At 67.5% G+C, this 24,991-nt stretch carries 21 protein-coding genes and 1 tRNA gene; 6 read left to right on the top strand and 16 right to left on the bottom strand.

Annotation, left to right across the window (positions count from 1 at the left end; translation table 11 throughout):
• The first annotated feature begins 37 nt into the window (after positions 1–37).
• A complete protein-coding gene (locus tag H4O10_RS20620) occupies positions 38–586 on the top strand; it encodes a YecA family protein (RefSeq protein WP_005410897.1) in 549 nt (182 codons plus the stop codon).
• 5 nt (positions 587–591) lie between these two features.
• Positions 592–1,914 (top strand): aminopeptidase P N-terminal domain-containing protein, encoded by a 1,323-nt coding sequence (locus H4O10_RS20615; protein WP_088470160.1) that lies wholly within the window; start codon positions 592–594, stop codon positions 1,912–1,914.
• A 482-nt stretch (positions 1,915–2,396) separates the two neighbouring features.
• On the opposite strand, the gene pepQ is transcribed toward H4O10_RS20615, so the two are convergent.
• The 7 genes from pepQ to rph form a co-directional block, all read right to left on the bottom strand.
• On the bottom strand, positions 2,397–3,728 hold the full coding sequence (pepQ, locus tag H4O10_RS20610) for a Xaa-Pro dipeptidase (protein WP_049453948.1): 1,332 nt from the start codon (positions 3,726–3,728) through the stop codon (positions 2,397–2,399).
• A 75-nt stretch (positions 3,729–3,803) separates the two neighbouring features.
• A complete protein-coding gene (locus tag H4O10_RS20605) occupies positions 3,804–4,178 on the bottom strand; it encodes a PilZ domain-containing protein (protein ID WP_005410894.1) in 375 nt (124 codons plus the stop codon).
• A complete protein-coding gene (locus H4O10_RS20600; protein WP_049453947.1) occupies positions 4,175–6,454 on the bottom strand; it encodes a DUF1631 family protein in 2,280 nt (759 codons plus the stop codon). The genes H4O10_RS20605 and H4O10_RS20600 overlap by 4 nt, the downstream gene beginning before the upstream one ends.
• Positions 6,455–6,656: 202 nt before the next feature.
• The gene (hemW, locus tag H4O10_RS20595) at positions 6,657–7,883 is read right to left on the bottom strand and encodes a radical SAM family heme chaperone HemW (RefSeq protein ID WP_049453945.1); all 1,227 of its coding nucleotides are present in this window, start codon (positions 7,881–7,883) and stop codon (positions 6,657–6,659) included.
• 56 nt (positions 7,884–7,939) lie between these two features.
• The gene (gene rdgB, locus H4O10_RS20590; RefSeq protein ID WP_033834954.1) at positions 7,940–8,536 is read right to left on the bottom strand and encodes an RdgB/HAM1 family non-canonical purine NTP pyrophosphatase; all 597 of its coding nucleotides are present in this window, start codon (positions 8,534–8,536) and stop codon (positions 7,940–7,942) included.
• A complete protein-coding gene (locus H4O10_RS20585; RefSeq protein ID WP_005414366.1) occupies positions 8,533–8,922 on the bottom strand; it encodes a VOC family protein in 390 nt (129 codons plus the stop codon). Before H4O10_RS20585 ends, rdgB begins: the two co-directional genes overlap by 4 nt.
• Positions 8,919–9,644: a ribonuclease PH gene (gene rph, locus H4O10_RS20580; protein ID WP_043034086.1), complete on the bottom strand. Its 726-nt coding sequence runs from the start codon at positions 9,642–9,644 to the stop codon at positions 8,919–8,921. The genes H4O10_RS20585 and rph overlap by 4 nt, the downstream gene beginning before the upstream one ends.
• Before the next feature lie 124 nt (positions 9,645–9,768).
• On the opposite strand from rph, the gene H4O10_RS20575 reads away from it, so the two are divergent.
• On the top strand, positions 9,769–10,629 hold the full coding sequence (locus H4O10_RS20575) for a YicC/YloC family endoribonuclease (RefSeq protein WP_005410888.1): 861 nt from the start codon (positions 9,769–9,771) through the stop codon (positions 10,627–10,629).
• Between the two features lie 57 nt (positions 10,630–10,686).
• On the opposite strand, the gene selD is transcribed toward H4O10_RS20575, so the two are convergent.
• The 9 genes from selD to fdnG form a co-directional block, all read right to left on the bottom strand.
• The gene (gene selD / locus H4O10_RS20570) at positions 10,687–11,766 is read right to left on the bottom strand and encodes a selenide, water dikinase SelD (RefSeq protein WP_033834952.1); all 1,080 of its coding nucleotides are present in this window, start codon (positions 11,764–11,766) and stop codon (positions 10,687–10,689) included.
• Positions 11,767–11,792: 26 nt separating this feature from the next.
• Positions 11,793–11,888 (bottom strand) — tRNA-Sec (locus H4O10_RS20565).
• Between the two features lie 24 nt (positions 11,889–11,912).
• Entirely contained in the window at positions 11,913–13,844 is a 1,932-nt protein-coding gene (selB, locus tag H4O10_RS20560) for a selenocysteine-specific translation elongation factor (RefSeq protein ID WP_049453950.1), read from the bottom strand.
• The gene (gene selA, locus H4O10_RS20555) at positions 13,841–15,265 is read right to left on the bottom strand and encodes an L-seryl-tRNA(Sec) selenium transferase (RefSeq protein ID WP_049453943.1); all 1,425 of its coding nucleotides are present in this window, start codon (positions 15,263–15,265) and stop codon (positions 13,841–13,843) included. The genes selB and selA overlap by 4 nt, the downstream gene beginning before the upstream one ends.
• 4 nt (positions 15,266–15,269) lie before the next feature.
• Positions 15,270–16,253, bottom strand: a complete 984-nt coding sequence (gene fdhE / locus H4O10_RS20550) for a formate dehydrogenase accessory protein FdhE (RefSeq protein WP_033834950.1) — start codon at positions 16,251–16,253, stop codon at positions 15,270–15,272.
• A complete protein-coding gene (locus tag H4O10_RS20545) occupies positions 16,234–16,389 on the bottom strand; it encodes a hypothetical protein (protein WP_154213984.1) in 156 nt (51 codons plus the stop codon). Before H4O10_RS20545 ends, fdhE begins: the two co-directional genes overlap by 20 nt.
• Positions 16,390–16,634: 245 nt before the next feature.
• Positions 16,635–17,282, bottom strand: coding sequence for a formate dehydrogenase subunit gamma (locus tag H4O10_RS20540; RefSeq protein WP_005410882.1), 648 nt, complete (start codon positions 17,280–17,282; stop codon positions 16,635–16,637).
• A complete protein-coding gene (gene fdxH, locus H4O10_RS20535) occupies positions 17,279–18,196 on the bottom strand; it encodes a formate dehydrogenase subunit beta (RefSeq protein WP_033834948.1) in 918 nt (305 codons plus the stop codon). Before fdxH ends, H4O10_RS20540 begins: the two co-directional genes overlap by 4 nt.
• 10 nt (positions 18,197–18,206) lie before the next feature.
• On the bottom strand, positions 18,207–21,275 hold the full coding sequence (fdnG, locus tag H4O10_RS20530; protein WP_141097869.1) for a formate dehydrogenase-N subunit alpha: 3,069 nt from the start codon (positions 21,273–21,275) through the stop codon (positions 18,207–18,209).
• 290 nt (positions 21,276–21,565) lie between these two features.
• On the opposite strand from fdnG, the gene gmk reads away from it, so the two are divergent.
• From gmk to H4O10_RS20515, 3 genes are all read left to right on the top strand, one after another.
• Positions 21,566–22,231 (top strand): guanylate kinase, encoded by a 666-nt coding sequence (gmk, locus tag H4O10_RS20525; protein ID WP_032956072.1) that lies wholly within the window; start codon positions 21,566–21,568, stop codon positions 22,229–22,231.
• 110 nt (positions 22,232–22,341) lie between these two features.
• Complete coding sequence (rpoZ, locus tag H4O10_RS20520; protein WP_005410877.1) at positions 22,342–22,641, top strand: DNA-directed RNA polymerase subunit omega; 300 nt, start codon at positions 22,342–22,344, stop codon at positions 22,639–22,641.
• Positions 22,642–22,746: 105 nt separating this feature from the next.
• Complete coding sequence (locus H4O10_RS20515) at positions 22,747–24,909, top strand: bifunctional (p)ppGpp synthetase/guanosine-3',5'-bis(diphosphate) 3'-pyrophosphohydrolase (protein ID WP_005410876.1); 2,163 nt, start codon at positions 22,747–22,749, stop codon at positions 24,907–24,909.
• Positions 24,910–24,991 lie beyond the last annotated feature (82 nt).

Raw genomic sequence — 24,991 nt, 5'->3', positions numbered from 1 at the left:
TGCGCGCCCCGGGTTTCCTTTCCGAACGAGCCGCACGATGACCGAACTTCCCTCCGTCGACGACGTTACCCGCGCCAGCCAGGCGTTGGGCCTGGGCGCCACCGCTGCCGAGCTGCACGGCGCGCTGTGCGGCTGGCTGGCTGCCGGCGGTGCCCCCGGCAACGACTGGCCGGCGCGCGTGCTGGCCGACGACAACCTGCCGCCGGTGGCTGCCGACAGCGTGCTGGGGCAGCTGCTGCAGGCCACCATCAAGCAGCTGGAAGACCGCGACTTCGCCTTCGAGCTGCTGCTGACCGACGGCGACGACGTATCCGCGCAGGCCGATGCCATGTTCAGCTGGACCCGTTCCTTCCTGGGCGGCTTCGGCCTGGGCAGCGGCGGCCGCCGCCCGACCCTGTCCGAAGAGGGCGAGGAAGCGCTGACCGACATGGCCAGCCTGGCGCGTGCCTCCAGCGAGGATTTCGAGGCCGGTGGCGATGATGACGACGAAGCTCTGTCGGAGATCGAGGAATTCATCCGCGTGGCGGTGCTCCTGCTGCACGGCGACGTGGTGCTGGCCTCGCGCCATCGTCAGCGCCTGAACTGATGGACATCAAGCAGCGCACCGGCATTGCCGCCGGCGAGTACAAGCGTCGCCGCCGCCAGCTGATGGACATGGCCGGCGAGGACGCGATCCTGGTGCTGCCGGCGGCGGCCGAGAAGGTGCGCAGCCTCGATACCCATTATCCGTTCCGGCAGGATTCGGATTTCCAGTACCTGAGCGGCTTCCCGGAGCCGGAAGCAGTGCTGGTACTGATCCCGGGCCGACGCCACGGCGAGGCCATCCTGTTCTGCCGCGAGCGCGATGCCGAACGCGAAGCCTGGGACGGCAGCCGCGCCGGCCAGGAAGGCGCGGTGGCGCAGTACGGCATGGACGACGCCTACCCGATCAATGATCTGGACGACATCCTGCCGGGCCTGCTGGAAGGCCGTTCGCGCGTCTACTACCACTTCGGCCGGGATGCCGACTTCGACCTGAAGCTGATCGGCTGGGTCAACCGCGTGCGTTCGCAGGTGCGCCACGGTGCGCAGCCGCCGCACGAGTTCCTCGAACTGGGCCACCTGCTGCACGAGCAGCGCCTGTTCAAGTCCGGTGCCGAAGTGGCGTTGATGCACCACGCCGCGCAGATCAGCGTGCGTGCGCATCTGGCCGCGATGAAGGCCGCCAGGGCCGGCATCCACGAGTACGAACTGCAGGCGGAGCTGGAACGCGTGTTCCGCGCCAATGATGCGGTGCCCGCGTACTGCAGCATCGTCGGCGCCGGCCGCAACGGCTGCATCCTGCATTACCGCGACAACAACGCGCGTTCGCGCGACGGCGAGCTGGTGCTGATCGACGCCGGTGCCGAGTACCGTGGCTACGCCAGTGACATCACCCGCACGTTCCCGGTGAATGGCCGCTTCAGTGCCGAGCAGCGTGCACTGCACGACCTGGTCGGCGATGCGCAGGCCGCTGCGTTGGCCCAGGCCAGGCCGGGCGTGCCGTACGAGGCCGGTCACCTCGCCGCAGTGCAGACCCTGACCGAGGGCCTGCTGCGGTTGGGCCTGCTGAAGGGTACGCTGGAAAAGAACCTGGCCGAAGGCCTGTACCAGCGCTTCTACCGGCACAAGACCGGGCACTGGATCGGCATGGACGTGCACGACGTGGGCGACTACCGCCTGGCCGGTGACTCGCGTCTGCTGGAGCCGGGCATGGCGTTCACCATCGAGCCGGGGTTGTACATCGGCGTGGATGACACGACGGTGGAGCCGCGCTGGCGCGGTATCGGCATCCGTACCGAGGATGACGTGCTGATCACCGACGATGGCCATCGCGTGCTGACCGAAGGCCTGGCGCGCAGCGCCGACGAGATTGAAGCGGTGATGGCGGGGTAAGGGGTGTTCTGCAGGGCTTGCAGCCCTGCACCTGCGGTAGTGCCGGCCGCTGGCCGGCAACCTCAACAGCAACCTCAACAGCAACAGCAACAGCGGGCATTCCGTGGGATGGCGGGGCACTGTGGGTTTGCGGGGACGCCGTAAACCCGTCCATGGGGGCTTGGTCGCGGCATCCATGCCGCTCACACCCCGCAAACCCACAGTACCCCGCCTTCGACAGGTTCACGCGGCTGTTGGGTAGGTGTCGACCGTGGTCGACACAGAGCGAGCGCAGCGAGCGACCCGCTTCTGCTTTTCTTTTTTCTTTTCCGTGGTTGGACGCGGCAGGAAACTGTCAAAGGTGGGGCGGGTAGGCCATGCAGGGGCGTTGGCGCCATGGATGGCGCCATCGAGCTTACAGGGACGTACTTGCAGCGTCCCCTGCATGGCCTACCCGCCCCACCAAGCGCGGCTTCTGAATTCAGCGCCCCACCACGAGGGGCTCAGCCGTTCGCCGCCGCAAACGCCGGCCGCGTCAGGTTGTCCGCCTCGCCATCAGTGCACAGCACTTCGTCTTCGATGCGGATGCCACCATACGGACGGAAGAAGTCCACGCGCTCCCAGTTGATCGCATCACCATGGCCGGCGTCCTTCACTTCGTTCAACAGCATGTCGATGAAGTACAGGCCTGGCTCGATGGTCACCACCATGCCCGGTTCCAGCACGCGGGTCAGGCGCAGGTAGGGATGGCCGGCCGGGCGCTCGATGCGGCCGCCCTCGTCGCTGGCGGCGAAGCCGGCCACGTCGTGCACCTGCAGGCCGATCAGGTGGCCGATGCCGTGCGGGAAGAATGCGGCGCTGACGCCGGTCTCCAGCGCGGTCTGTGGCGACACCTTGATCACGCCGAAGTCCTTCAGCACGCCCATCAGCGAAAGATGTGCGTCCACGTGCAGCTGCTTGTAGTCGAAGCCCGGGCGCACCGCTGCGCACATCTGCTGCTGGGCGGCGTCGACGGCCGCAATCATCGCGGCGAATTCGTCGTGGCCCTGCGCGGCGTAGGTGCGGGTGATGTCGCTGGCGTAGCCGTGCGCACTGGCGCCGGCGTCGATCAGGAAGCTGCGCAGCGGCTGCGGTGCCTTGCGGCCCAGCTCGGTGTAATGCAGCACGGCGGCGTGTTCGTTCAACGCCACGATGTTGCCGTAGGGCAGCTCGTTGGCATCCTGGCCGACGGCCTGGCAGTACGCCATGTGGATGCTGAATTCGTCGGCACCGTTGCGGAACGAGGCCTCGGCGGCGCGGTGGCCGCGCACGCCCAGCACCTGGGCCTGGCGCATCAGTGCGATTTCATACGGTGTCTTGCTGCCGCGGTGCCATTCCAGGTAGTTCACCACCGGCGCTGGATTGTTCGGCACGTAGTTGCCCAGTGCGCTCTGCGGCTCGCCCAGGATCGCGCAGCGCGACGGGTCGGCCGGCAGCAGGGCCAGCGCCTCTTCGGGCTTGCGGATGATGTGGATGTCGAAGTGCTCCACCCACCAGCCACTGGGGGCGTCCGGTACCACGTGCCAGTAGTCGAAGGGCTGGTGGAAGATCACTGCCGGGCGCTTGCCCGGGGTGAACACGATCCAGCTGTTGGGCACGCGGGTCAGCGGCAGCCAGGCCTTGAACTGCGGGTTGACCGCATACGGGTAGTCGCGGTCGTCGAACACCTGGTAGTGCAGGGTGCCGCTGGGCACCACCAGATGGTCGAAGCCGCCGCGGGCCAGCGCCTGCTCGGCGCGTCGGCACAGCACGGCCAGGTGGTCGGAATACAGGGCGCCGGGGTCTTGCTGGATCATTGCGGTGGCTCGACACGGAAAACGGCCTTAGATTCTGCCGCATACCGCGAAAAACCGCTGTGCCGGAACCGGCACTCAGGCCGTCGAAACCGGTCCCTCGTCGCTGTCTTCGCCCACCCACTGCCGCAGCAGCTGTCGATGTTCGCGCGACAGGGTCAGGAAGCGGAAGCCGGTCCAGCTCTGCCCGGGAACGTGTGCGGGCTCGCTCCACAGCAGATGCACGCCTACGTCGATGGCCTGCTGGCGGCCATCACCCAACGGCAAGGGAAAGCGCAGCTGGTACAGCGCATCCTCGCGCAGCGGCATGCTGGCCAGCATCAGCATGCCAGTTTCGGAGACATTGCCGAGGCGCCCGACCACGCACTCGCGCATCTGGTCGGTAACCGGCACCAGGTCCGAGACCTGGCGGCGCGGCGCGCGGCGGGTGTCCTGCGGCGGTACGGCTTTCATGCGGGGGTCTCCTGTGCGCGAGCCGTGGCCAGTGCGCGCAGCGCACCGAGGCTGGCTTCCCAGGCACGGTCGACCAGCCGGCCCTTGTCTTCGGTGACCAGCTGCGCGCGCCCGGCACTGATCTGCCGTGCCAGCGCATCCAGGTCGGTATCGGTGATCTTCTGCCCGCGCGCATTGACGAACAACGCGTGGCCGGTCAGCAGGCTGTACCAGGACAGGCGCTGGCGGCGCATCGTGCCATCGCCCGTGTCGATGTCGAACCAACTGCCGAACGGCAGGCTGGACAGCTGTTGGTAGGCGGCTTCTTCGGCGCTGCTGCGCGGCGTGGCAGGTGCGGCGCCACTGTTCGTGCCGGCGTGCTCGCCCAGGCGCGCACGTGCCTTGAGGCGTGCGCTGAGCTCGGTACGCGAGGTGCTTTCATCCTCGCCGCCGGGCGTGGCCAGCCTGCGCGCGACAGCGGCGGCTTCCTCGGCGTGGTAGCCGACCTGCAGCAATGCGGCCTCCACGTCCGCTGCCAGTACGGTATCGGTGCCGCCGGGAGCGTCGATGGCCTGCGCGGTGATGGCAGCGATGCGCTCGGTCTGTTGCAGGCGCTCCTGCCATTGCGGTGAATCGTCGCCATGGCGCAGGCGGGTGAGGGTCAGTGCATCGGCCCAGGCCTGGCGCAACAAGGTCTGCACGAAGCGCGGTGGCGACCGGGTGTCGCAGCACTGGTCGATCTGTGCGGTGGCCTGGCGACGGGCCAGTTCCAATCGTTCCTTGCCGCGCGCGGCTTCCACATGGCGGCGCTCGGCCAGTTCGGCACGATGGGCCGCCGCGCGCTGGTGCTGCTGCACGTCTTCACTAGCGGCGGCAAAGACTTCCGGCGAACGCGCATCCTGCCCCAGCAGGCCCTGCACGCTCTGCGCCATGCGCTGCAGCAACTGCGGGTCGACATCCTCATCGCCCAGCCAGTTGGCGCCGACTTCGGCGATCTGATTGAGCAGCTCACGCGCGGGGTGTTCGTCGCGCACGAAGAAGCCCGGATCGGCCATGGCGGCGCGTGCCAGAGGTACCTGCAGGCGGGCCAGCAGCGCGGCCGGCACTGGATCGGGGCGCTGCTGCTGTTGCACCTGCTGCATCAGCATGCGCAGCAGGTCGAGGTTGTCCCGGTCGTGACTGCCCAGCTGGGCTTGCGCACCATGCTCGCTGCGCAGCTGCGCGACCACGGCAGCCTGCAGGTCGGCCACACCGGTTGCCGCACTGGACTGGGCCTGCAGGCGCGCGAGTACCGCGTCGACTGCCGCGCTGGGCACCGCGCCGCTGTCCGCCGGGGCAGGGCTGCCGTGCCGTGCCTGCTGCAGCAGTTCATGCAGTGCACTGCCGGTGGAGGTGGTCACGCCCGGCGTGGCGGGGCCGCCTGCGCCGCCCTCGTGGAAGGCGTCCTGTACCAGGCTGGACCAGGAGCCGGCCGGTGCCGAACCGTTCCAGCCTGTCAGGGGGGCTGCGGTGCGCTTGGCCGGCTGCGTGGTGCGGCCGCCCCCCACCGACTGGGTGATGATCCGCCGCGTGCTCGACGAGCGTGCCAGGTAGGGGGTGTAGACCAGCCCCGGCAGTACACCGGACTGGGCCAGCAGGGCATTGGCACGGTCAAGGATATCGCCCAGCCGTTCCAGCACCTGCCGTTCGAAACTGCGATACAGCGCCAGCTGTACCTCGACGCTCAGCGCGTCCTGTTCGGCAATCCGGCGCACCATCGCGCACAGTGCCTGCGGTGCCAGTGGCAGGGTGTCGGCCTCGAAGGCCGGCGCCGCCGCCAGCACGCCCAGGCGTTGGCCAAGCAGGTTCAGTGTGTTGGTTGAACGCAGGGTTTCGCGCCGCACCATCTCGGTCAGCAGCAGGTCGCGATCCACTTCGTGCTCATCAACCAGCGACAGCCCGAGCATGCCCGGCAGCGCTGGCGGCCCAGCACTGGTACTGACACCGCTGACCGGTTCGCGCAACCGCGCGAGGGCGTCGGCCACGGCATCGAGCATGCGATCGGCGAAATGGCCGGCGAAGGCGTGCAGCTGTCCACGCTGGGCCATCAGCTCGGCCTGCTGCTGCGGATTGCGTGCGCGGTCGGCGTCGTGCAGCAGGGTCTGCTCCAGCGCCTCGACGGTCAGGATCAGGGGCGCCGCCAGCGTCTGCCGGCACAGGCCGATCAGCGCGCCCAGCAGCTCACGTACCCGCGGTGGCAGATCGCTGGCGGCCAGGCGGTTCTTGTCGGCAGGAGTGATGGAAAAGACAGCTGACATCGGCAGGCGGTACCCGGATTCCCGCGGATCGATCTGGTGAATCTACCGTGTCGGCCGATGTCGGCGCTACTTTAGGCTGAACGTGAATCGCATCCGCCGGGCCTGGCCCGACCGATGAACGGTGGTGCCGGCCGCTGGCCGGCAGATATGTCTTCACCGGATTGCCGGCCAGCGGCCGGAACGATCCTCTGTCAGGCGAGGATCAATCCTCCAGGAACAGGCTCACCACATCGTTGGTGAAGCGGCGGCCCAGCTCGGTCGGCTGCACATGGCCATCGGTCATGTCCAGCCAGCCGCGCTGCACGGCCTCGGCCAGGGGAGCGTCCAGCACGCTGCGCGGCAGCCCCGTGCGCGACTCGAAATCGCGCAGGCCGAAACCTTCGTGCAGGCGCAGCAGGTTGAGCATGTACTCGAACGGCAGGCGCTCCGGCGCGATCACATCGTCGCCGCCGAACGAGGCGGGCGTGCCGGCGCTGTCCAGGTAGGCCTGCGGGTGCTTCAGCTTCCAACGTCGCAGCACATGCTCCCCGGCGCCGGAACTGATCTTGCCGTGCGCGCCGGCACCGATGCCCAGGTAGTCGCCGAAGCGCCAGTAGTTCAGATTGTGCGCGCTCTGCCGGCCGGGGCGCGCATAGGCGCTGACCTCGTACTGGCCGAAACCGGCCTGTGCCAGCAATGCCTGGCAGTGTTCCTGCATGTCCCAGGCGTTGTCTTCATCGGGAATGCCCTGCGGCGGCCGCGCGAAGAACACCGTGTTCGGTTCCAGGGTCAGCTGGTAGTGGGAGATGTGTGCCGGCTGCAGCGCGAACGCGCGTTCCAGGTCGGCCTCGGCACCGGCCAGGGTCTGTTCCGGCAGCGCGTACATCAGGTCGATGTTGAAGTTGTCGTAGCCCGCGTCCTGCGCCATCTTCACCGCGCGCTCGGCTTCGCCACTGTCGTGGATGCGGCCCAGGCGCTTGAGCATGGCGTCGTCGAAGCTCTGGATGCCGAAGCTGAGGCGGTTCACGCCGGCCGCGCGATAGCGGTCGAAGCGGCCATGTTCGGCGGTGCCCGGGTTGGTTTCCAGGGTGATTTCGGCATTGGGCGCGAAACGCAGGCGTGCGCTGGCCTGTTGCAGGAAGCGGTCGATCGCCTCCGGCGGGAACAGGCTGGGCGTGCCGCCACCGAAGAACACGCTGTGCACCACCCGGCCCCAGACCAGCGGCAGGTCCTGGTCGAGGTCGCGCAGCAGCGCATCGATATAAGCGTCGAACGGCAGCTCGCCCTTGGCCTGGTGCGAATTGAAATCGCAGTACGGGCATTTGCGCACGCACCACGGCAGGTGCACGTACAACGACAGCGGTGGCGGCACCAGCCGCGGCGGGTTGTCGTGGTCGGCGGAGCAGGCTTCGCCGGGCAGGTGGTTGCAGTGGTCGTGGGCGTGCGGCATGGGCTTCTTCGGTAGTGCCGGCCGCTGGCCGGCTTCCCTGGGTCGATCGGGTGGCGTCAGTACAGCGTCGCCAGTTGCTGCTTGAGCTGCTGCAGGGCAATGGCGCGGTGGCTGATGGCGTTCTTCAGTGCCGGCTCCATTTCCGCGGCGGTCAGGCCGTGGGTGGTGTCCAGGAATACCGGGTTGTAGCCGAAACCATTGGTGCCGCGCAGTTCGCGGATGATCTGCCCTTCCCAGCGGCCTTCGCAGATCAACGGCTGCGGGTCGGTGGCGTGGCGCAGCAGCACGATCACCGCATAGAAGCGGGCGCTGCGCTGGCCATCGGGAATATCGGTCATCGCGTCCAGCAGCTTGGCATTGTTGGCTGCGGCATTGGTCGGGTGGCCGGCATAGCGTGCGCTGTACAGGCCCGGCGCACCGCCGAGGGCATCGACGATCAGGCCCGAATCATCGGCCAGCGCCGGCAGGCCGGTCGCTTCGCAGGCTGCGCGTGCCTTCAGCAGCGCGTTCTCGACGAAGGTCAGGCCGGTCTCTTCCACATCGCCCAGGCCCAGTTCGGCGGCCGAGGTGATCTGCAGCGGCAGATCGGCAAGGATCTCCTGCATCTCCACCAGCTTGCCGGCGTTGTGGCTGGCCAGTACCAGTTTCTTCATTGACGGGGCTCCAGCAGGTCCCAGGTGTTGCCATACAGATCGCGGAACACCGCAACCGTTGCATAGGGTTCTTCGCGCGGCGCTTCCAGGAACTCGACGCCGGCGGCGACCATCGCCGCGTGGTCGCGGCGGAAGTCGTCGGTGTTGAGGAAGAAGCCGACGCGGCCGCCGGTCTGGTTGCCGATGCGGCTGCGCTGCTCCTCGTCGCTGGCGCGGGCCAGCAGCAGGGCGGCGGCGCTGCCGTCGGTCGGGCCGACCACCACCCAGCGCTTGTGGCCCTGGTCGATGTCCTCCAACAGTGCGAAGCCGAGCTTGCCGGTGTACCAGGCAATGGCTTCGTCATAGTCGGCCACCACCAGGGTGGTCAGGGCGATGCGGCGGTTCATGCCGACAGCGCCGCCTGCTGTGCGGCCAGCAGTTCGCCCACGCCCTTTTCGGCCAGGCCCAGCAGCGCATCCAGTTCATCGCGACGGAAGGCGTGGCCTTCGGCGGTGCCCTGCAGCTCGATGAAGCCTCCACCGTCGTTCATCACCACGTTCATGTCGGTGTCGCAGTCGCTGTCTTCGGCGTAGTCCAGGTCCAGCACCGGGGTGCCGCGGTACACGCCTACCGATACGGCGGCCACTGCGCCCAGGATCGGGTTGCGCTTGATGTCGCCACGCTTGATCAGCACGTTCACCGCATCGACCAGCGCCACGTAGGCGCCGGTGATGGCGGCCGTGCGGGTGCCACCGTCGGCCTGCAGCACGTCGCAGTCGAGGGTGATGGTGCGCTCGCCCAGCGCGTTGCGATCCACGCAGGCGCGCAGGCTGCGGCCGATCAGGCGCTGGATCTCCAGGGTGCGGCCGCCCTGCTTACCGCGCGCGGCTTCACGGTCACTGCGGGTGTGGGTGGCGCGTGGCAGCATGCCGTACTCGGCGGTGACCCAGCCTTCGCCCTTGCCGCGCAGGAAGCCCGGCACGCGGTTCTCGACGCTGGCGGTGCACAGCACACGGGTTTCACCGAAGCACACCAGCACCGAACCTTCGGCGTGGCGGGTGAAGCCGCGTTGGATGACGACCGGGCGGAGCTGGTCGGGCTGGCGGCCGCTGGGGCGGGAATCGGACATGGTGCGGGTTCCGTAATGGCGAGGGAGTACGCCGCCACGCCCGCGGCCTTCACGGGGCGGGCAAGGGGGCTCTGGTGAGGGCGCTAGGGTACCATTCCCCCTTTGCACGCACCGGACACAATCCATGATTCGAAGCATGACCGCCTACGCCGGCGGCGAGCGGGTCACCCCGTGGGGCACGCTGGGCTGCGAGCTGCGCTCGGTCAACCACCGTTTCCTGGAGGTCGGCACCCGCCTGCCCGAGGAACTGCGGGCGCTCGAACCGCAGCTGCGCGAGCGCATCGCCGCGCGCCTGAGCCGTGGCAAGCTGGATCTGGTGATGCGCCTGCGCGCGCCGGAAGCGGCGGCCAACCTGCAGGTGGACGAGGCCCTGCTGGGCCAGCTGGGCCGCCTGGCGCACCGCCTGACCTCCGATTTCCCCAACCTGCAGGTCAGCTTCACCGACCTGCTGCAGCTGCCGGGCGTGACCCGTGGCGAGGCCACCGACGCCGCCGCCCTGCAGGTCGAGGCGCTGGCGCTGCTGGACCAGGTGCTGGATGGCTTCGTCGAGGCCCGTGAGCGCGAAGGCGGCAAGTTGGCTGCGGCCATCAGCGAGCGTGTGGACGGCATCGAACGCATCGCCACCGAAGTCCGCACGCTGATTCCGGCCATTCGCGACGGCCAGCGCGCCAAGCTGGCCGCACGCCTGGCCGACCTGCCGCACCCGGTCGACCCCGGCCGCGCCGAGCAGGAACTGGTGCTGTGGCTGCAGAAGCTGGACGTGGATGAGGAGCTGGACCGCCTCGGCAGCCACATCGTCGAGATCCGCCGCGTGCTCAAGCAGCGCGAGCCGGTCGGTCGCCGCCTGGACTTCCTGCTGCAGGAGTTCAACCGCGAAGCCAACACGCTGGGCTCGAAGTCCGTGGACAGCCGTACGTCCAATGCGGCGGTGGAGCTGAAGGTGCTGATCGACCAGATCCGCGAACAGGTGCAGAACATCGAGTGATGTTGCATCCAGCGGTACAGCAGGGGCGCCTTCGGGCGCCCTTGTCGTTCCAGCGCATCAGCGCACGCTGACGCCCGGCGCTCCTTCGCTCAAACGCCCGACCACGGCTGCCTGGCCGAACCCCGCGTCGTGGAAGCAGGCCAGCACTGCATCCACCGCCTCCGGAGCGCACGACACCAGCAGTCCGCCGCTGGTCTGCGGATCGGTCAGCAGCGGCTGCCAATGGGCGGCCAAGCCCTCGGCGAAGCGCACCTCGGCGCCATACGAGGCCCAGTTGCGGTGGGAAGCGCCGGTCACGCAGCCACGCTGCAGCAGCTCCAGCGCCTGCGGCAGCAGCGGCACCTGTGCACTGTCCACCTCGGCAGCGACACCACTGGCGCGGCACACTTCCAGCAGGTGGCCGAGCAGGCCGAAGCCGGTGACGTCGGTCATGGCATGCACACCGTCCAGCGCGGCCAGCGGCACGCCCACGGTGTTCAGGCGGGTGGTCGACGCGATCATCTGCCGGTAGCCGTCGGCATCCAGCACTTCCTTCTTCAGCGCCGACGAATACACGCCCACGCCCAACGGCTTGCCCAGCACCAGCACGTCGCCGGCGCGGGCATCGGCATTGCGCTTGAGTCGTTGCGGGTCGAGCACGCCGATCGCAGCCAGGCCGTAGATGGGTTCCACCGAATCGATGCTGTGGCCACCAGCGACCACGATGCCAGCATCGGCGCAGGCGCGTTCGCCACCCTGCAGAATGCCGCGGATCGTGTCCTGCGGCAGCGTGTTGATCGGCATGCCGACGATGGCCAGTGCGAACAGCGGGCGCGCGCCCATCGCATACAGGTCCGACAGCGCGTTGGTGGCCGCGATGCGGCCGAAGTCGAACGGGTCGTCGACGATCGGCATGAAGAAGTCGGTGGTGGCGACGATCGCCTGCCGGTCATCGAGGCGATACACCGCGGCGTCGTCGCTGTTCTCACGGCCCACCAGCAGCTCAGCCGGTGCCGGAAGTGCTGGAACGCCACGCAGCAGTTCGCTCAGCACGCCCGGCGCGATCTTGCAGCCGCAGCCGCCGCCATGCGCGAGAGAGGTCAGTCGTTGCGGGGCATCGGCCGTTGAAGGGGCGGGGGACTGCGCGTGCGTGGCCATGCCGACATCTCCTGCGGGAACGCGAATGGCGGAAGGCAGCAGGAGTCGAACCTACCAGGGAACGATCGACGCCCCCTACTGGGTTTGAAGCCCAGCCGCATGCCCGGATGCGCATGCCTTCCGAAAGTACGGCGGTACCGGTGGGCTCAGTCGCGGGCTGCGTTCCACTGCAGGTCGCCGCGCGGCCGATGCTGGTCACCGACGCGTCGAGTGTAGCCAACGCGATTGAAGAACTCCAAGATCTGGATGCTGCGTTTGCGGCCCAGGCCGATGGCATCGCGGAACGTGGCCGCATCCACCGTGCCGCTGGCCTGTGACAGCTGCGCGACGATCGCGGCGAGTTCCGCAATGCACGCGGGTGCATAGAACAGGTCCGGCACCACCTGGAACAGCTCGCCACGTGCGGTGGCACGGCGCAGGACGGCGCGGACTTCGTCTTCGGCCAGGCCGATCTCGGCAGCAAGGGTGCGCACCCACGGCGGATCGAAGCGACCGGCGTGCAGTTGCGGCAGCACGCGTTCCAGCAGCAGACGCTCGCGTTCCGGTGGCGCATGGTCATGCCCGGGCAGGCGCCACCAGGCACCCACGCGTTGCACGCTGCCGTCGTCCAACAGGTCCTGCAGCAGCGCATTCCAGAGGCTCGCTGCAAGTGCGGGCAGGGTGCTGCGCTGCAGGCGGCCGCTGTCGACACCGGGTTCGTCCGGGCGTCGCTCATGCCATCCACGCAGTGAGGCGATCACCTGCTCGCGCAATGCCTGCCAGTGCGACACAAGGATGACTACCGTGTCTTCGCGGGTGACGATGCGTCGCGTGTCTGCAGGAAGATCGATCCGGTCGGCGGCGCGCCGGCAGTAACGCTGCAGCGCGGCCATGGCAACGCCGAAGGGCGCCTGCTGCAACAGTGGGCCGATTCCCGCACCCGCGGCCAGTTGCTCCAGTGCTCCCAGCCATGCGAGCCGTGCAGGACTGCGCCGGCGCCGCTGTGGCGGGTCCGGATCGAGCACGAGGCCGCCGCCCAGCGTGTGGGTGGCCGCTGAATCGCGGGCAATGAAGTGATCGCCACACATCGCACAGACTGGAGCATCGAACACCAGCTGCACCAACTGCCCATCACCGTGGTCATGGTCCTCCAGCAGCACCACATGGGCCTGCCGGTGCATCGTGCCCCAGTGGATATGCAGCGGTGCCCAGTCGCGCAACGGTGCGGCCAACGCGGACAGCCGCAACCGCACATCAACGCGGGTGGTGGCCAGCAGTGCGCGTGCGTCGGCGATCCAGTCACCGCGACGGATGTCATCACGGGCGATGGCCGCCAGGTTCAGCGCGCAGCGCTGCCCGGCCATCGCGTGGTCACTGGCCTGGTTCTGCGCGTGGATGCTGCGTATGCGCACTTCAGTGGCGGCCGGCATCAGCTGCAGATGCTCACCCACCGAGGCGATGCCGCCGTGCACTGCACCGGTCACCAGCGTGCCATGACCGGCCAGCGAGAACACGCGGTCCACCGGCATGCGGAACAGCTCGCTGCGCAGTTCGGCCTGGCGCGTGCTGGCATCGTCCGCCGCCCACGCGTGCAGCTGGGTACGCAGCGCGTTGATGCCAGCATCGTCGGGTGCGGTGCTGTTGCAGGTGAACACAGGGGAATCCTGCAGTGGCGTGCCGGCCAGCAGGGCAGCGACCTCGATCTCGACCCGGGCCAGGCGCGCCGCGTCCACACGGTCGATCTTGGTCAGCGCCACCGCACCCCGGTTCACGCCCAGCAGCTGCAGGATGGCCAGATGCTCGCGGGTCTGTGGCATCACGCCGTCGTCGGCAGCGATGACCAGCAGGGCGCCGTCGATACCCGTGGCGCCGGCCACCATCGTGTGCACGAAGCGCTCGTGGCCCGGCACGTCGACGAAACCCAGCGTCGCGACAGGACCTGTGCCGTCCCTGCGTTCCACAGGAACATAGGCATAGCCCAGCTCGATGGAAATACCACGCGTACGCTCTTCCTGCAGGCGATCGGTTTCGATGCCGGTCAGTGCCCGCACCAGGCTGGTCTTGCCATGGTCGATATGCCCGGCGGTGCCGACGATCATGCCTGCAGCGTGCTCCACTGGGCGAGGAAGTCGGCTTCGTCGGCCGGTTCCAGGCAGCGCAGGTCCAGCCACAGCGCGTCATCGGCAATGCGGCCCAGCACGGGTCGCGGCAGCTGACGCAGGCGCTTGGCCAGCCGATCCAGTCCGCCACGGCGCGCGCTGGTAATGCGCAGTCCGGCGCTGGCCAGCTGCGCCTGTGGCTGGGCGCCGCTGCCGATCTGGCTGTGCATCGAAGCGGGCCCGAGGGTGTAGTCCGCCGTGAGCGAGGCACGCATCGGCTGCAGCAGGCGCTGGGCCTGCGCATCAATGTCATCCTGCGTGCGCGAGAGCGTGCGCAGTGTCGGCAGCCGCTGTGCCAGCAGCTCGGGTTCGCGGTACAGGGCCAGCACCGCTTCCAGTGCGGCCAGGCCCATCTTGTCCATGCGCAGTGCCCGCTTCAGCGGGTTGCGGTTGATCCGCGCGATCAGGTCGGCGCGGCCGGCGATGATGCCGGCCTGCGGACCACCCAGCAGCTTGTCGCCGCTGAATGAAACCAGATCGGCGCCGGCCGTCAGCGTTTCCTGCACGGTGGGTTCGTGCGGCAGGCCGAACGTGGCCAGATCGCACAGGCTGCCACTGCCCAGGTCCACCACCAGCGGCAGGCCATGCTCGTGCGCGATCGCGGCCATCGCCGCCGTGTCGACCTTGGCAGTGAATCCGGTGATCGCGTAGTTGCTGGCATGCACCTCCATCAGCAGCGCTGTGCGCGCGCCGATGGCGTTGGTGAAGTCGGCCGCATGGGTGCGGTTGGTGGTACCCACTTCCAGCAGCCGAGCGCCCGCGCTGCGCATCACATCCGGGATGCGGAAAGCGCCGCCGATCTCCACCAGCTCGCCGCGCGACACCACCACCTCACGGCGGTTGGCCAGGCTGTTGAGCAGCAGCAGGACCGCTGCCGCATTGTTGTTGACCACAGTGGCGGCTCCGGCACCGGTCAGCTCGCAGATCAGTGCCTGTACCCGCGCATCGCGGTCGCCGCGACGGCCACGGATGACGTCGAACTCCAGATCGACCGGCGCGGTCATCGCGCGGCTGACCGCGTGCACCGCGGCCTCGGGCAGCAATGCGCGACCCAGGTTGGTATGCAGTACGGTGCCGGTCAGGTTGAACATCGGTTGCAGGTCCAGCCGTGCATCGGCTGCCAGTGCGGCCTCGACCGCTGCCACCAGCGCCGGGCCGTCGACCGCTTCCTGCAGCTGCGCGGTCGACAACTGGCTGGCGCTTACACGCTCACGCAGCACCTGCAGGTGCGAACGCAGCAGCTGGGTGATGCGGCTTCGACCGTGGCCTTCGATCAGTGGCGCCAGTGCAGGCAGGCGCAGCACCCGGTCCAGCGAGGGCAGGGCGGCGGCCGATGCCGGGGCGGGGGACATGGCTGTCATCGCCTCAGTCGCCGTCGGATTGCCACAGCAGAGGATTCTGGCTGGCACGCGCATAGCCTTCCTCGGCCAGCAGCAGATCCAGCGCCAGCGTGCCGAGGTCATCGGCCACCGGCTCCAGTGACGGGTCCTTTTCCAGATACAGGATCTTGCGGTAGCTGTGGCAGTGGTCGCAGGTCTCGGCACGCACCGCGCTCTCGCGCACCGCCTCGCCGCTGTCGCCGTCCACATCGGCCAGGGCGCGATAGGCGATGTCCTTGCCGGCGGCACCACACTGGCTGCACTGCACGCGCACGTAGTGCCATTGGCAGGCGCACAGCGAGCACGACAGGTAACGGTAGGACGCATAGGGTGGGCGTGCCTGCACCACGCTGGTCACCGGCAACGTGCCGCACAGCGGGCACAGCCCTGGCGCATCAGCCAGCGGCTTCAGGTCGGTAGGGCGGAAGCTGGCTGCGAGCACCGCCCAGTAAACCTGCAGTGCGTTCATCACCAGCAGCGCAGCGACCGCATCCACCGACGGCGCGTCATCGCGCTCCAGCACCGCGTGCGCCTGCGCATCCAGCCAGGCGTCGTCGGCAGCCGCGACGCGTTGCAGCTCCTGCCGGGTTTCCACCGGCAGCCCGGCTTCGTCGGCACAGTGCTGGCACAGCGTGCGCAGCCAGTCGCGCCAGCATCCATCCAGCTGAAGCGTGTTGGCCGGCCGCAACGGCATGCCGGCACCGGCCGCCGCACTCGACTGCTGCGCGCGCGCCTGCGACTGCAGTGCCTCGCGCTGCTGCGGTGTCAGTTCATCCAGCAGCGCCTGCTGTGCATCGGCCAACGCCGCCAGCAGCTGCAGGTAACCGCCGATGGCACTGTGCGCGGCCAGGCTGCGCAGGCGCGTCGCGCGCTCAGCGAACAGTGACTCGATATCGGGCAGGATGATGCGCGGCACATCGCGCGAGGCGAGCGTCTCGATCTCACCGGGTTCAAGGATGCGTTGCGCCATGCAGGGCCAGCCAGAAGAACCAGCCTCCATCCTCGCCGTTGTCGGCGCTCGCGTCCAGCGTGCCCATGCCAAAGCAGTCGAGCAAAGCAGTCGAGCACGGCTCGACTCTACAAAAACCGGTTTCGGTCGTTGCCATGTTCATCGTGTCGACCAAGGTCGACACCCACCAAGAGCAGCTCATGCCATTCCGACAGCAGCGGGAAACTGTCGAAGGAGGGGTGGATCCGGTTGCGGGGGTGTCCGCGGCATGGATGCCGCGGCCAAGCCCCCAAGGACGGGTTGACGGCGTCCCCCGCAACCGGATCCACCCCGCCACCCCTCAGGAAGCCCGCTCTTGACGTTGACCTTGCCTCTGCGGGTGCAGGGCCGCAGGCCCTGCCGCTAACCCTCTTCCCGACGTCCGCGCAGGATGTCCCGGAACCACTGCCGGTGGTGCTTGTACGCCCACCCATAGGTCACCTTGCCCTGGGTCATCGCCCGCACCGAGCCCTTGATCCAGATCGCCGCATAGATGTGCACCACGATCGCGCACACCAGCACCCAGCCGAACAGCGCATGGGCCAGCACCGAGAAGCGGATCACCCCGATCGGGAAGAAGTGGCTGAAGTACTGCCGCCAGATCACGAAGCCGGTCAGCAGCAGCGCCGACAGGCAGCCGATGATGGCCCAGAACAGCAGCTTCTGGCCGGCATTGAAACGGCCCACCGGCGGCAGCTTCTCATCCTCGTTGCGCAGTACATCGCGCATGCCGCGCATCCATGCGCGATCGTCGGCGGTTGGCAGATTGTCGCGCCACATGCGGAACGCCAGCAGCGCAAAGCCCACCACCATGGCCAGCCCGATGAACGGATGCAGGATGCGCGTCCACGGTCCGCCACCGAACAACTGGGTCAACGGGAACAGGGCAGGGTGGAACAGCGCCAGCCCGGACAGCGCGGTCAGCACGAAGCAGATTGCCACGATCCAGTGGTTGATGCGGGTCGGTGCGCGGTAGCGGATGATCTGGCGCGGGTGCGGGGCGTACTTCATGGCCGCTGCTCCTCTTCGATCTTCTTCGCCTCGTGCTCGGCTTCCTCTTCTTCCTCGTCATTGACCGTGTTGCGGCCGATGCCGATGTAATGCAGGAAGCCGGCGAAGGCGGTGGCGGCGATCGCCAGCACGCCCAGCGGCTTGGCCACGCCCTTCCACACCTCCACCATCGGGCTGATGCGCGGGTCCTTGGGCAGGTCGGCATACAGCTCCGGCCTGTCCACGTGCTGCAGCACGTACATCACGTGGGTTCCGCCGACGCCCTGCGGGTCGTACAGGCCGGCGTTCTCGTAGCCGCGCGATTTCAGGTCTTCCACGCGTCCGGCCGCATGCTCGGTCATCGCCTGCTTGCTGCCGAAGGTGATTGCGCCGGTCGGGCAGGTCTTCACGCAGGCCGGTTCCTGGCCCACCGCAACCCGGTCCGAACACAGCGTGCACTTGTAGGCCTTGTGGTCCTTCTTGGAGATGCGCGGCACGTCGAACGGACAACCGGTCACGCAGTAGCCGCAGCCGATGCAGTTCTCTTCCTGGAAGTCGACGATGCCGTTGGCGTACTGGATGATGGCACCGGGCGACGGGCAGGCCTTCAGGCAGCCCGGATCGCTGCAGTGCATGCAGCCTTCCTTGCGGATCAGCCACTCCAGCTTGCCCTTCTCGTCCTCGTACTCGCGGAACTTCATCACCGTCCACGACTGATCGCTCAGGTCGGGCGGGTTGTCGTAGCTGCCAACGCAGCTGCCCACGTCGTCGCGCAGGTCATTCCACTCCATGCAGGCGACCTGGCAGGCCTTGCAGCCGATGCACTTGCTCACATCGATCAGCTTGGCGACCTGGCCGGTGTGCGCACCACGCGCCTCCGGCGAGGGCGTGGTGGTGGCCGAGCGGCGGATGATGTCCAGGGATTGCAGTGACATGGCGTGTCTCCTACACCTTCTCGACCTTGACCAGGATGCACTTCGATTCGGGCGTCTGCGAGTTGCCGTCACCGATGGCGTTGGTCAGCGTATTGGCGATGTATCCGGGCTTGGCCGCACCGAGGAAGCCCCAGTGGATCGGCACGCCCACCTGGTGCACGGTCCGGCCATCGATCTGCAGGGCCTTGATGCGCTTGGTCACCATGGCGACCGCTTCGATGTGGCCGCGCTTGGAACTGACCCGCACGCGGCTGCCGTTGTTGATGCCCAGCTCGTCGGCCAACGCCGCGCCGATCTCGACGAACTGCTCGGGCTGGATGATGGCGTTCAACTTGCCGTGCTTGGTCCAGAAGTGGAAATGCTCGGTCAGTCGGTAGGTGGTGGCCACATGCGGGAACTCGTCCGGTGAACCGATCTGTGCGCGATCGCTGGCGAATACGCGGGCGGCCGGGTTGTTCAGCGTCAGTGCCTGGCCGGGGCTGAGCGGGTTGCTGCGCAGCGGTGTATCGAACGGTTCGTAGTGCTCAGGGAATGGGCCTTCGGCCATGCCGGCCTTGGCGAAGAAGCGCGCGATGCCCTCCGGGTTCATGATGAACGGGCCCATTCCGCCGGCGGGATCTTCGTCGGCCTTGAAGTCGGGCACGTCCACGCTGCCCCAGTTTTTCCCGTTCCACGCCAGCAGCGTGCGCCGTGGATCAAATGGCTTTCCGGCGGCGTCGCACGAGGCGCGGTTGTACATCACGCGACGATTGGCCGGCCACGCCCAGGCCCAGCCCAGCGTGTTGCCGATGCCGGTGGGGTCACTGTTGTCACGCCGCGCCATCATGTTGCCGGTCGGGCCCCAGGCGCCGATGTAGATCCAGCAGCCGGAGGCGGTGCTGCCGTCGTCGCGCAGGTCGCCGAATGCGGCCAGCTGCTCGCCGGCCTTGCGCACCAGCTTGGTTGGGTCCTTCGGATCGAACACGTCGGCCAGCGCCTTGCCGTTGTATTCCATCGCCAGCTCTTCGGGCGTGGGTACCTCAGGGTTGGCGTAGTTCCAGGCCAGGTCGCGCACCGGCTCCCACCACGCACCGCCGTCCTTCTCGTACAGCGCTTTGATGCGATGGAACAGCTCGGACATGATCTCGATGTCGCTGCGTGCTTCGCCCGGTGGGTTGGCACCCTTCCAGTGCCACTGCAGCCAGCGCGAGGAGTTCACCACCGCGCCGTTCTCCTCGGCAAAGGAGGTGGTCGGCAGGCGGAATACTTCGGTCTGGATCGTGCTCGGGTCGACGTCGTTCAACGCACCGTGGTTCTGCCAGAAGGCGATGGTCTCGGTTTCCAGCGGGTCCATGCTGACCATGAACTTCAGCTTGGAGAACGCGCTGATCAGCTTGCCCTTGTTCGGCGCCGAGGCCAGCGGATTGAAGCCCTGGCAGATGTAGCCGTGGATCTTGCCTTCGTTCATCAGCTCGTACGCCTGCAGCATGTCGTACGGCTTGTCGAGCTTGGGCAGGTAATCGAAACACCAGTTGTTGTCGGCGGTGGCGGCATCGCCCCACCACGACTTCATCAGGCTGACGTGGAACTTCGGGTAGTTCTGCCAGAACGACATCTGGTTGGCGCGCAGCGGCTTCTGCGTGCGCTTGGCGATGTAGGCCTCGTAGTCCTGCTCGTCCTGTTTCGGCAGGGTCAGGTAGCCGGGCAGCAGGTCGGACATCAGGCCGATGTCGGTCAGGCCCTGGATGTTGGAATGCCCTCGCAAGGCGTTCATGCCACCACCGGCCACGCCGATGTTGCCCAGCAGCAGCTGCACCATGGTGCCGGCACGCACGTTCTGCGCGCCGATCGAGTGCTGCGTCCAGCCCAGCGCGTACAGGATGGTCATCGCCTTGTCCTTGCCGGCGGTGGACGCGATCATGTCCCAGATCTGGCGGATGCTGTCGGCCGGCGTGCCGCAGATGCGTTCGACCATCTCCACCGTGTAGCGCGCATAGTGCTGCTTGAGCAGGTTGTAGACGCAGCGCGGGTCCTTCAGCGTCGGGTCGCTGCGCACGAAGCCATCATCACCGTAGGCGTAGTCCCAGCTGGAGCGGTCGTAGCTGCGCTTCTCTTCGTTGTAGCCCGAATACAGGCCGTCCTTGAAGGCGAACTCGTCCTTCACCAGGAACGACATGTCGGTGTAGTTCAGCACGTACTCGTGCTGGATGCGGTCCTCGGTCAGCAGGTAGTTGATCAGGCCCCCCAGGAACACGATGTCGGTACCGGTGCGGATCGGCGCGTACACGTCGGCCACCGCGGCCGAGCGGTTGAAGCGCGGATCGACCACGATCAGGCGTGCCTTGTTGTGTGCCTTGGCCTCGGTCACCCATTTGAACCCGCACGGGTGCGCCTCGGCGGCATTGCCACCCATGATCAGGATCAGGTCGGCATTCTTGATGTCGACCCAGTGATTCGTCATCGCACCACGGCCTAGCGTCGGGGCAAGACCTGCCACCGTCGGGCCGTGTCAGACACGTGCCTGGTTGTCGAATGCCAGCATGCCGAGGGAGCGGACGACCTTGTGGGTCAGCACCGCGGTTTCATTGCTGGTGGCCGAGGCCGCCAGCATGCCGGTCGTCAGCCAGCGGTTGACCGTCTGCCCGGCTTCGTTCTTCTGCACGAAGTTGGCATCGCGGTCTTCCTTCATCAGCCGCGCGATGCGGTCCAGCGCATCGTCCCAGCTCAGCCGCTTCCACTCGTTCGAGCCCGGCGCGCGGTACTCGGGGTAGAGCAGGCGCGACTTGCTGTGGATGATGTCGGCCAGGCCGGCGCCCTTCGGGCACAGCGTGCCGCGGTTCACCGGATGGTCCGGGTCGCCCTCGATGTGGAAAATGCTCGGTTCGGCGTTCTTGGCACCATCGCCGAGGCTGTACATCAGGATGCCGCAGGCCACCGAACAGTAGGTACAGGTGTTGCGGGTCTCGGTCGCGCGGGTCAGCTTGTACTGCCTGACCTCCGCGAGCGCGATGCCGGGCGCGAAGCCCATCAATGCCAGGCTGGAGCCGACCAGGGTTGTCCCGGTCACTTTCAGGAACTGGCGGCGGCTCATCGATGGCATGCCGTTCTCCTGGGATGGCGGGGAGGCGCAGGCCTCCGGGCTGTCGTTGGGTACGGGCCGGTTATAGCACAGGCCTCCGGATGCCCATGTGGCACAAGGCGCGGCGCCTGCCGGACGGGCCCGGAAAGGGCCTGCTCTGGTAAAGTTGCGTGCCCGCCCCCTGGGGAAGCGTCTGCCGGGCCTGGTTCCAGGATGTTCCGCGCAGCCCCCGCCGTCCTGGCGCGATCCTCCGCGCCGGACCTGGAACACCGAGGAAAAATTTTGCGAAATCAACCAATTGGGTTCCGCGCATGAGCGCCCCGTCGAAGCCGTCGGACGCCGTTGCGCGCGGCACGCTGTACATCGTGGCCGCCCCGTCCGGCGCCGGCAAGAGCAGCATCGTCAACGCCACCCTGGCGCGTGACCCGCAGATCGCCCTGTCGATCTCCTTCACCTCGCGCGCGATGCGCCCGGGTGAAGTGAACGGCCAGCACTACCATTTCGTCTCTGCGGAGAGGTTCGAGGAAATGATCGCCGCCGGCGACTTCTTCGAGCATGCCTGGGTGCACGGCGACTGGAAGGGCACCGCCCGGCAGTCGGTGGAGCCGCAGCTGGCCGCCGGCCAGGACGTGCTGCTGGAAATCGACTGGCAGGGTGCGCAGCAGGTGCGCCAGCTGGTGCCGGGCACGGTCACCGTGTTCATCCTGCCGCCGTCCAAGCAGGCCCTGCAGGACCGCATGCGCAAGCGCGGCCAGGACAGCGAGGCGGTCATCGCCCAGCGCCTGGGCGCGGCACGCGATGAAATGCTGCACTTCAACGAGTTCGACTACGTCATCGTCAACGAGGTGTTCGACACCGCCGTGGACGAGCTGTGCGCCATCTTCACCGCCAGCCGCCTGCGCCGGGAGGCCCAGAAGGTCCGCCACGCCGGCCTGATCCAGGCTCTGCTGACCCCCGATCCGGGTGCAACTGACTGATTCCAAAAGAATCGGGTGGGGGTTGGCTTGATTTTGTCCAGCCCCTGCCAGTACACTCCGTCCCCTTTCCCTCATTCGACTGAGCGGCCGACCGGTCGCCGGGAGCCCGTATGGCCCGCATCACCGTAGAAGATTGCCTGGAAGTCGTTAACAACCGTTTCGAACTGGTCATGATGGCTTCCAAGCGTGCCCGCCAGCTCGCCAACGGCGTGCAGGCCACGCTGGACAACAGCGAGACCGAGGACAAGCCGACCGTGCTGGCGCTGCGCGAAATCGCCGCCCGCAAGATCGACAACGCGCTGATCGACGAAGTCGAGAAGGCCGAGCGTGAGCGCGCCGAGCGCGAAGCGCTGGAGTGGGCTGCCGCCGAAGTGGTCGCCGACGAAGACATGTCCAAGAACGACGATTGATCGCATCGATCAACGTCATTGCTGGATCGCCGAACAGCCCGCCCCGTGCGGGCTGTTTCGCATTCAGGATTTGCCGTAAACGTCGCGCTGGAATAGGCTTCGGGCATGAACCCAGGCCCCACTGCCAAGGTCGCCGCAGCCCCCGCTGCCGCCGTACCCGACTACGTCCTCCAGCTTGAACGCGCCGCCCATTACCTGCCGCCGGAACAGCTGCCGCTGCTGCGCCGTGCCTGGGAAGTCGGTGCCTCCGCGCACGCAGGGCAGACGCGCAAGTCGGGCGAGCCCTATATCACCCATCCGGTGGCCGTGGCCCAGGTGCTGGCCGAGCTCGGCCTGGACGTGGAAGCGCTGATCGCCGCGATCCTGCACGACACCATCGAAGACACCCCGCTCACCCGCGAGGCGCTGGCTGCCGAGTTCGGCGAAGCCGTGGCCGAACTGGTCGACGGCGTGACCAAGCTGGACAAGCTGAAGTTCCGCGACCGCCAGGAAGCGGCCGCCGAGAGCTTCCGCAAGATGCTGCTGGCGATGTCGCGCGACCTGCGCGTGATCATGATCAAGCTGGCCGACCGCCTGCACAACATGCGCACGCTGGGCGCGCAGAGCCGCGAAGCGCGCGGCCGCATCGCCCGCGAGACGCTGGAGATCTACGCACCCATCGCCCAGCGCCTGGGCATGAGCCTGGTCAAGAGCGAGCTGCAGAACCTCGGCTTCAAGGCGCTCTACCCGTGGCGCCACGCCATCATTGAAAAACACATCCGCAGCCAGCCGGTGGTGCGCCGCGAGGCGATGGCGCAGGTGGAAGTGCAGCTGTCGCAGCGCCTGGCCAAGGAGGGGATCGAGCATCGGCTGATCAGCCGCATCAAGACCCCGTGGAGCATCTACAACAAGATGCGCGACGAGAACAAATCCTTCGACCAGGTGATGGACGTGTTCGGCTTCCGCCTGGTCGTGCGCAGCGTGCCCAGCTGTTACCACGCGCTGGGTTCGGTGCATGCCACCTTCAAACCGCTGGATGGCCGCTTCCGCGATTTCATCGCCATTCCCAAGGCCAACGGCTACCAGTCGCTGCACACCGTGCTGTTCGGGCCGTATGGCTCGCCGATCGAAGTGCAGATCCGTACCGAGGAAATGGACCTGATCGCCGAGCGCGGCGTGGCCGCGCACTGGACCTACAAGTTTGGTGGCGATTCGCCCAACAGCGCGCAGAGCCGTGCCCACGCCTGGATCGTCGAGCTGATCGACTCGCAGCGCGCCGCCGGCTCCTCGCTGGAGTTCCTCGACAACGTCAAGGTCGACCTGTTCCCGGACGAGGTCTACCTGTTCACGCCGAAGGGCAAGATCCTGGCCCTGCCGCGCAATTCCACCGCGCTCGATTTCGCCTACGCCGTGCATACCGATGTCGGCAACATGGCGGTGGCCTCGCGCGTGGACAAGAAACTGGTGCCACTGCGCACCAAGCTGGTGTCGGGGCAGTCGGTGGAGATCATCACCGCACGCTCGGCCACGCCGAAACCGCAGTGGCTGGAATTCGTGGTCACCAGCAAGGCGCGCACTGCCATCCGCCACCAGCTCAAGCAGCTGGAGCACGAAGATGCCGTGCAGCTCGGCCACCGCATGCTCGACCGTGCGCTGGAGGCGATGGATTCGTCGCTGGAACGGCTGCCGAAGGGGCGCCTGGATGCGTTCCTGGCCGAGCACCGTTTCCCGCGTCTGGAGGCGCTGCTGGCCGAGGTGGCGCTGGGCAACTGGATGCCGACCCAGGCCGCGCAGGCGCTGATGGCCTACGCCGAACTGCGTGGCGGCCCGCATTCGCGCCACCATTCGCAGGAAAAGATCCTGATCAACGGCAGCGAGCGCGGCGTGGTCACCTTCGCCGGCTGCTGCCAGCCGATTCCCGGCGACGAGATCATGGGCTACCACACCGCCGGCAAGGGCATCGTGGTGCACCGCATGGACTGCCCGAACCTGGCCGAGCTGCGCAAGTCGCCCGAGCGCTGGGTGCCGATCGGCTGGGACACCACCGTCTCCGGCGACTACGACACTTCGCTGGTGGTGGAAGTAGAGAACGGCACTGGCGTGCTGGCGCAGCTGGCCGCCGCCATCGCCCAGAGCCATTCCAACATCGAGCGCGTGGACTACCTGGACCGCGACTTCAACGCCGCCGTGCTGGCGTTCAACATCCAGGTACGCGACCGCAACCACCTGGCCGAAGTGATGCGCCGCCTGCGTCGTCTGTCGGTCGTGCAGTCGGTACGCCGTCAGTAGGTCCTGCGCGGACCGGTAGTGCCGGCCGCTGGCCGGCAACCCATGGATCCTCGACGGCGTCGCGATTGCCGGCCAGCGGCCG

Source organism: Stenotrophomonas sp. I18B00994 (genome assembly GCF_014145825.1).
GTDB classification, from domain to species: Bacteria; Pseudomonadota; Gammaproteobacteria; order Xanthomonadales; family Xanthomonadaceae; genus Stenotrophomonas; species Stenotrophomonas maltophilia.
Note: the sequence above shows the minus strand (reverse complement) of the source record. Positions and strands in the feature narration are given on the sequence as shown.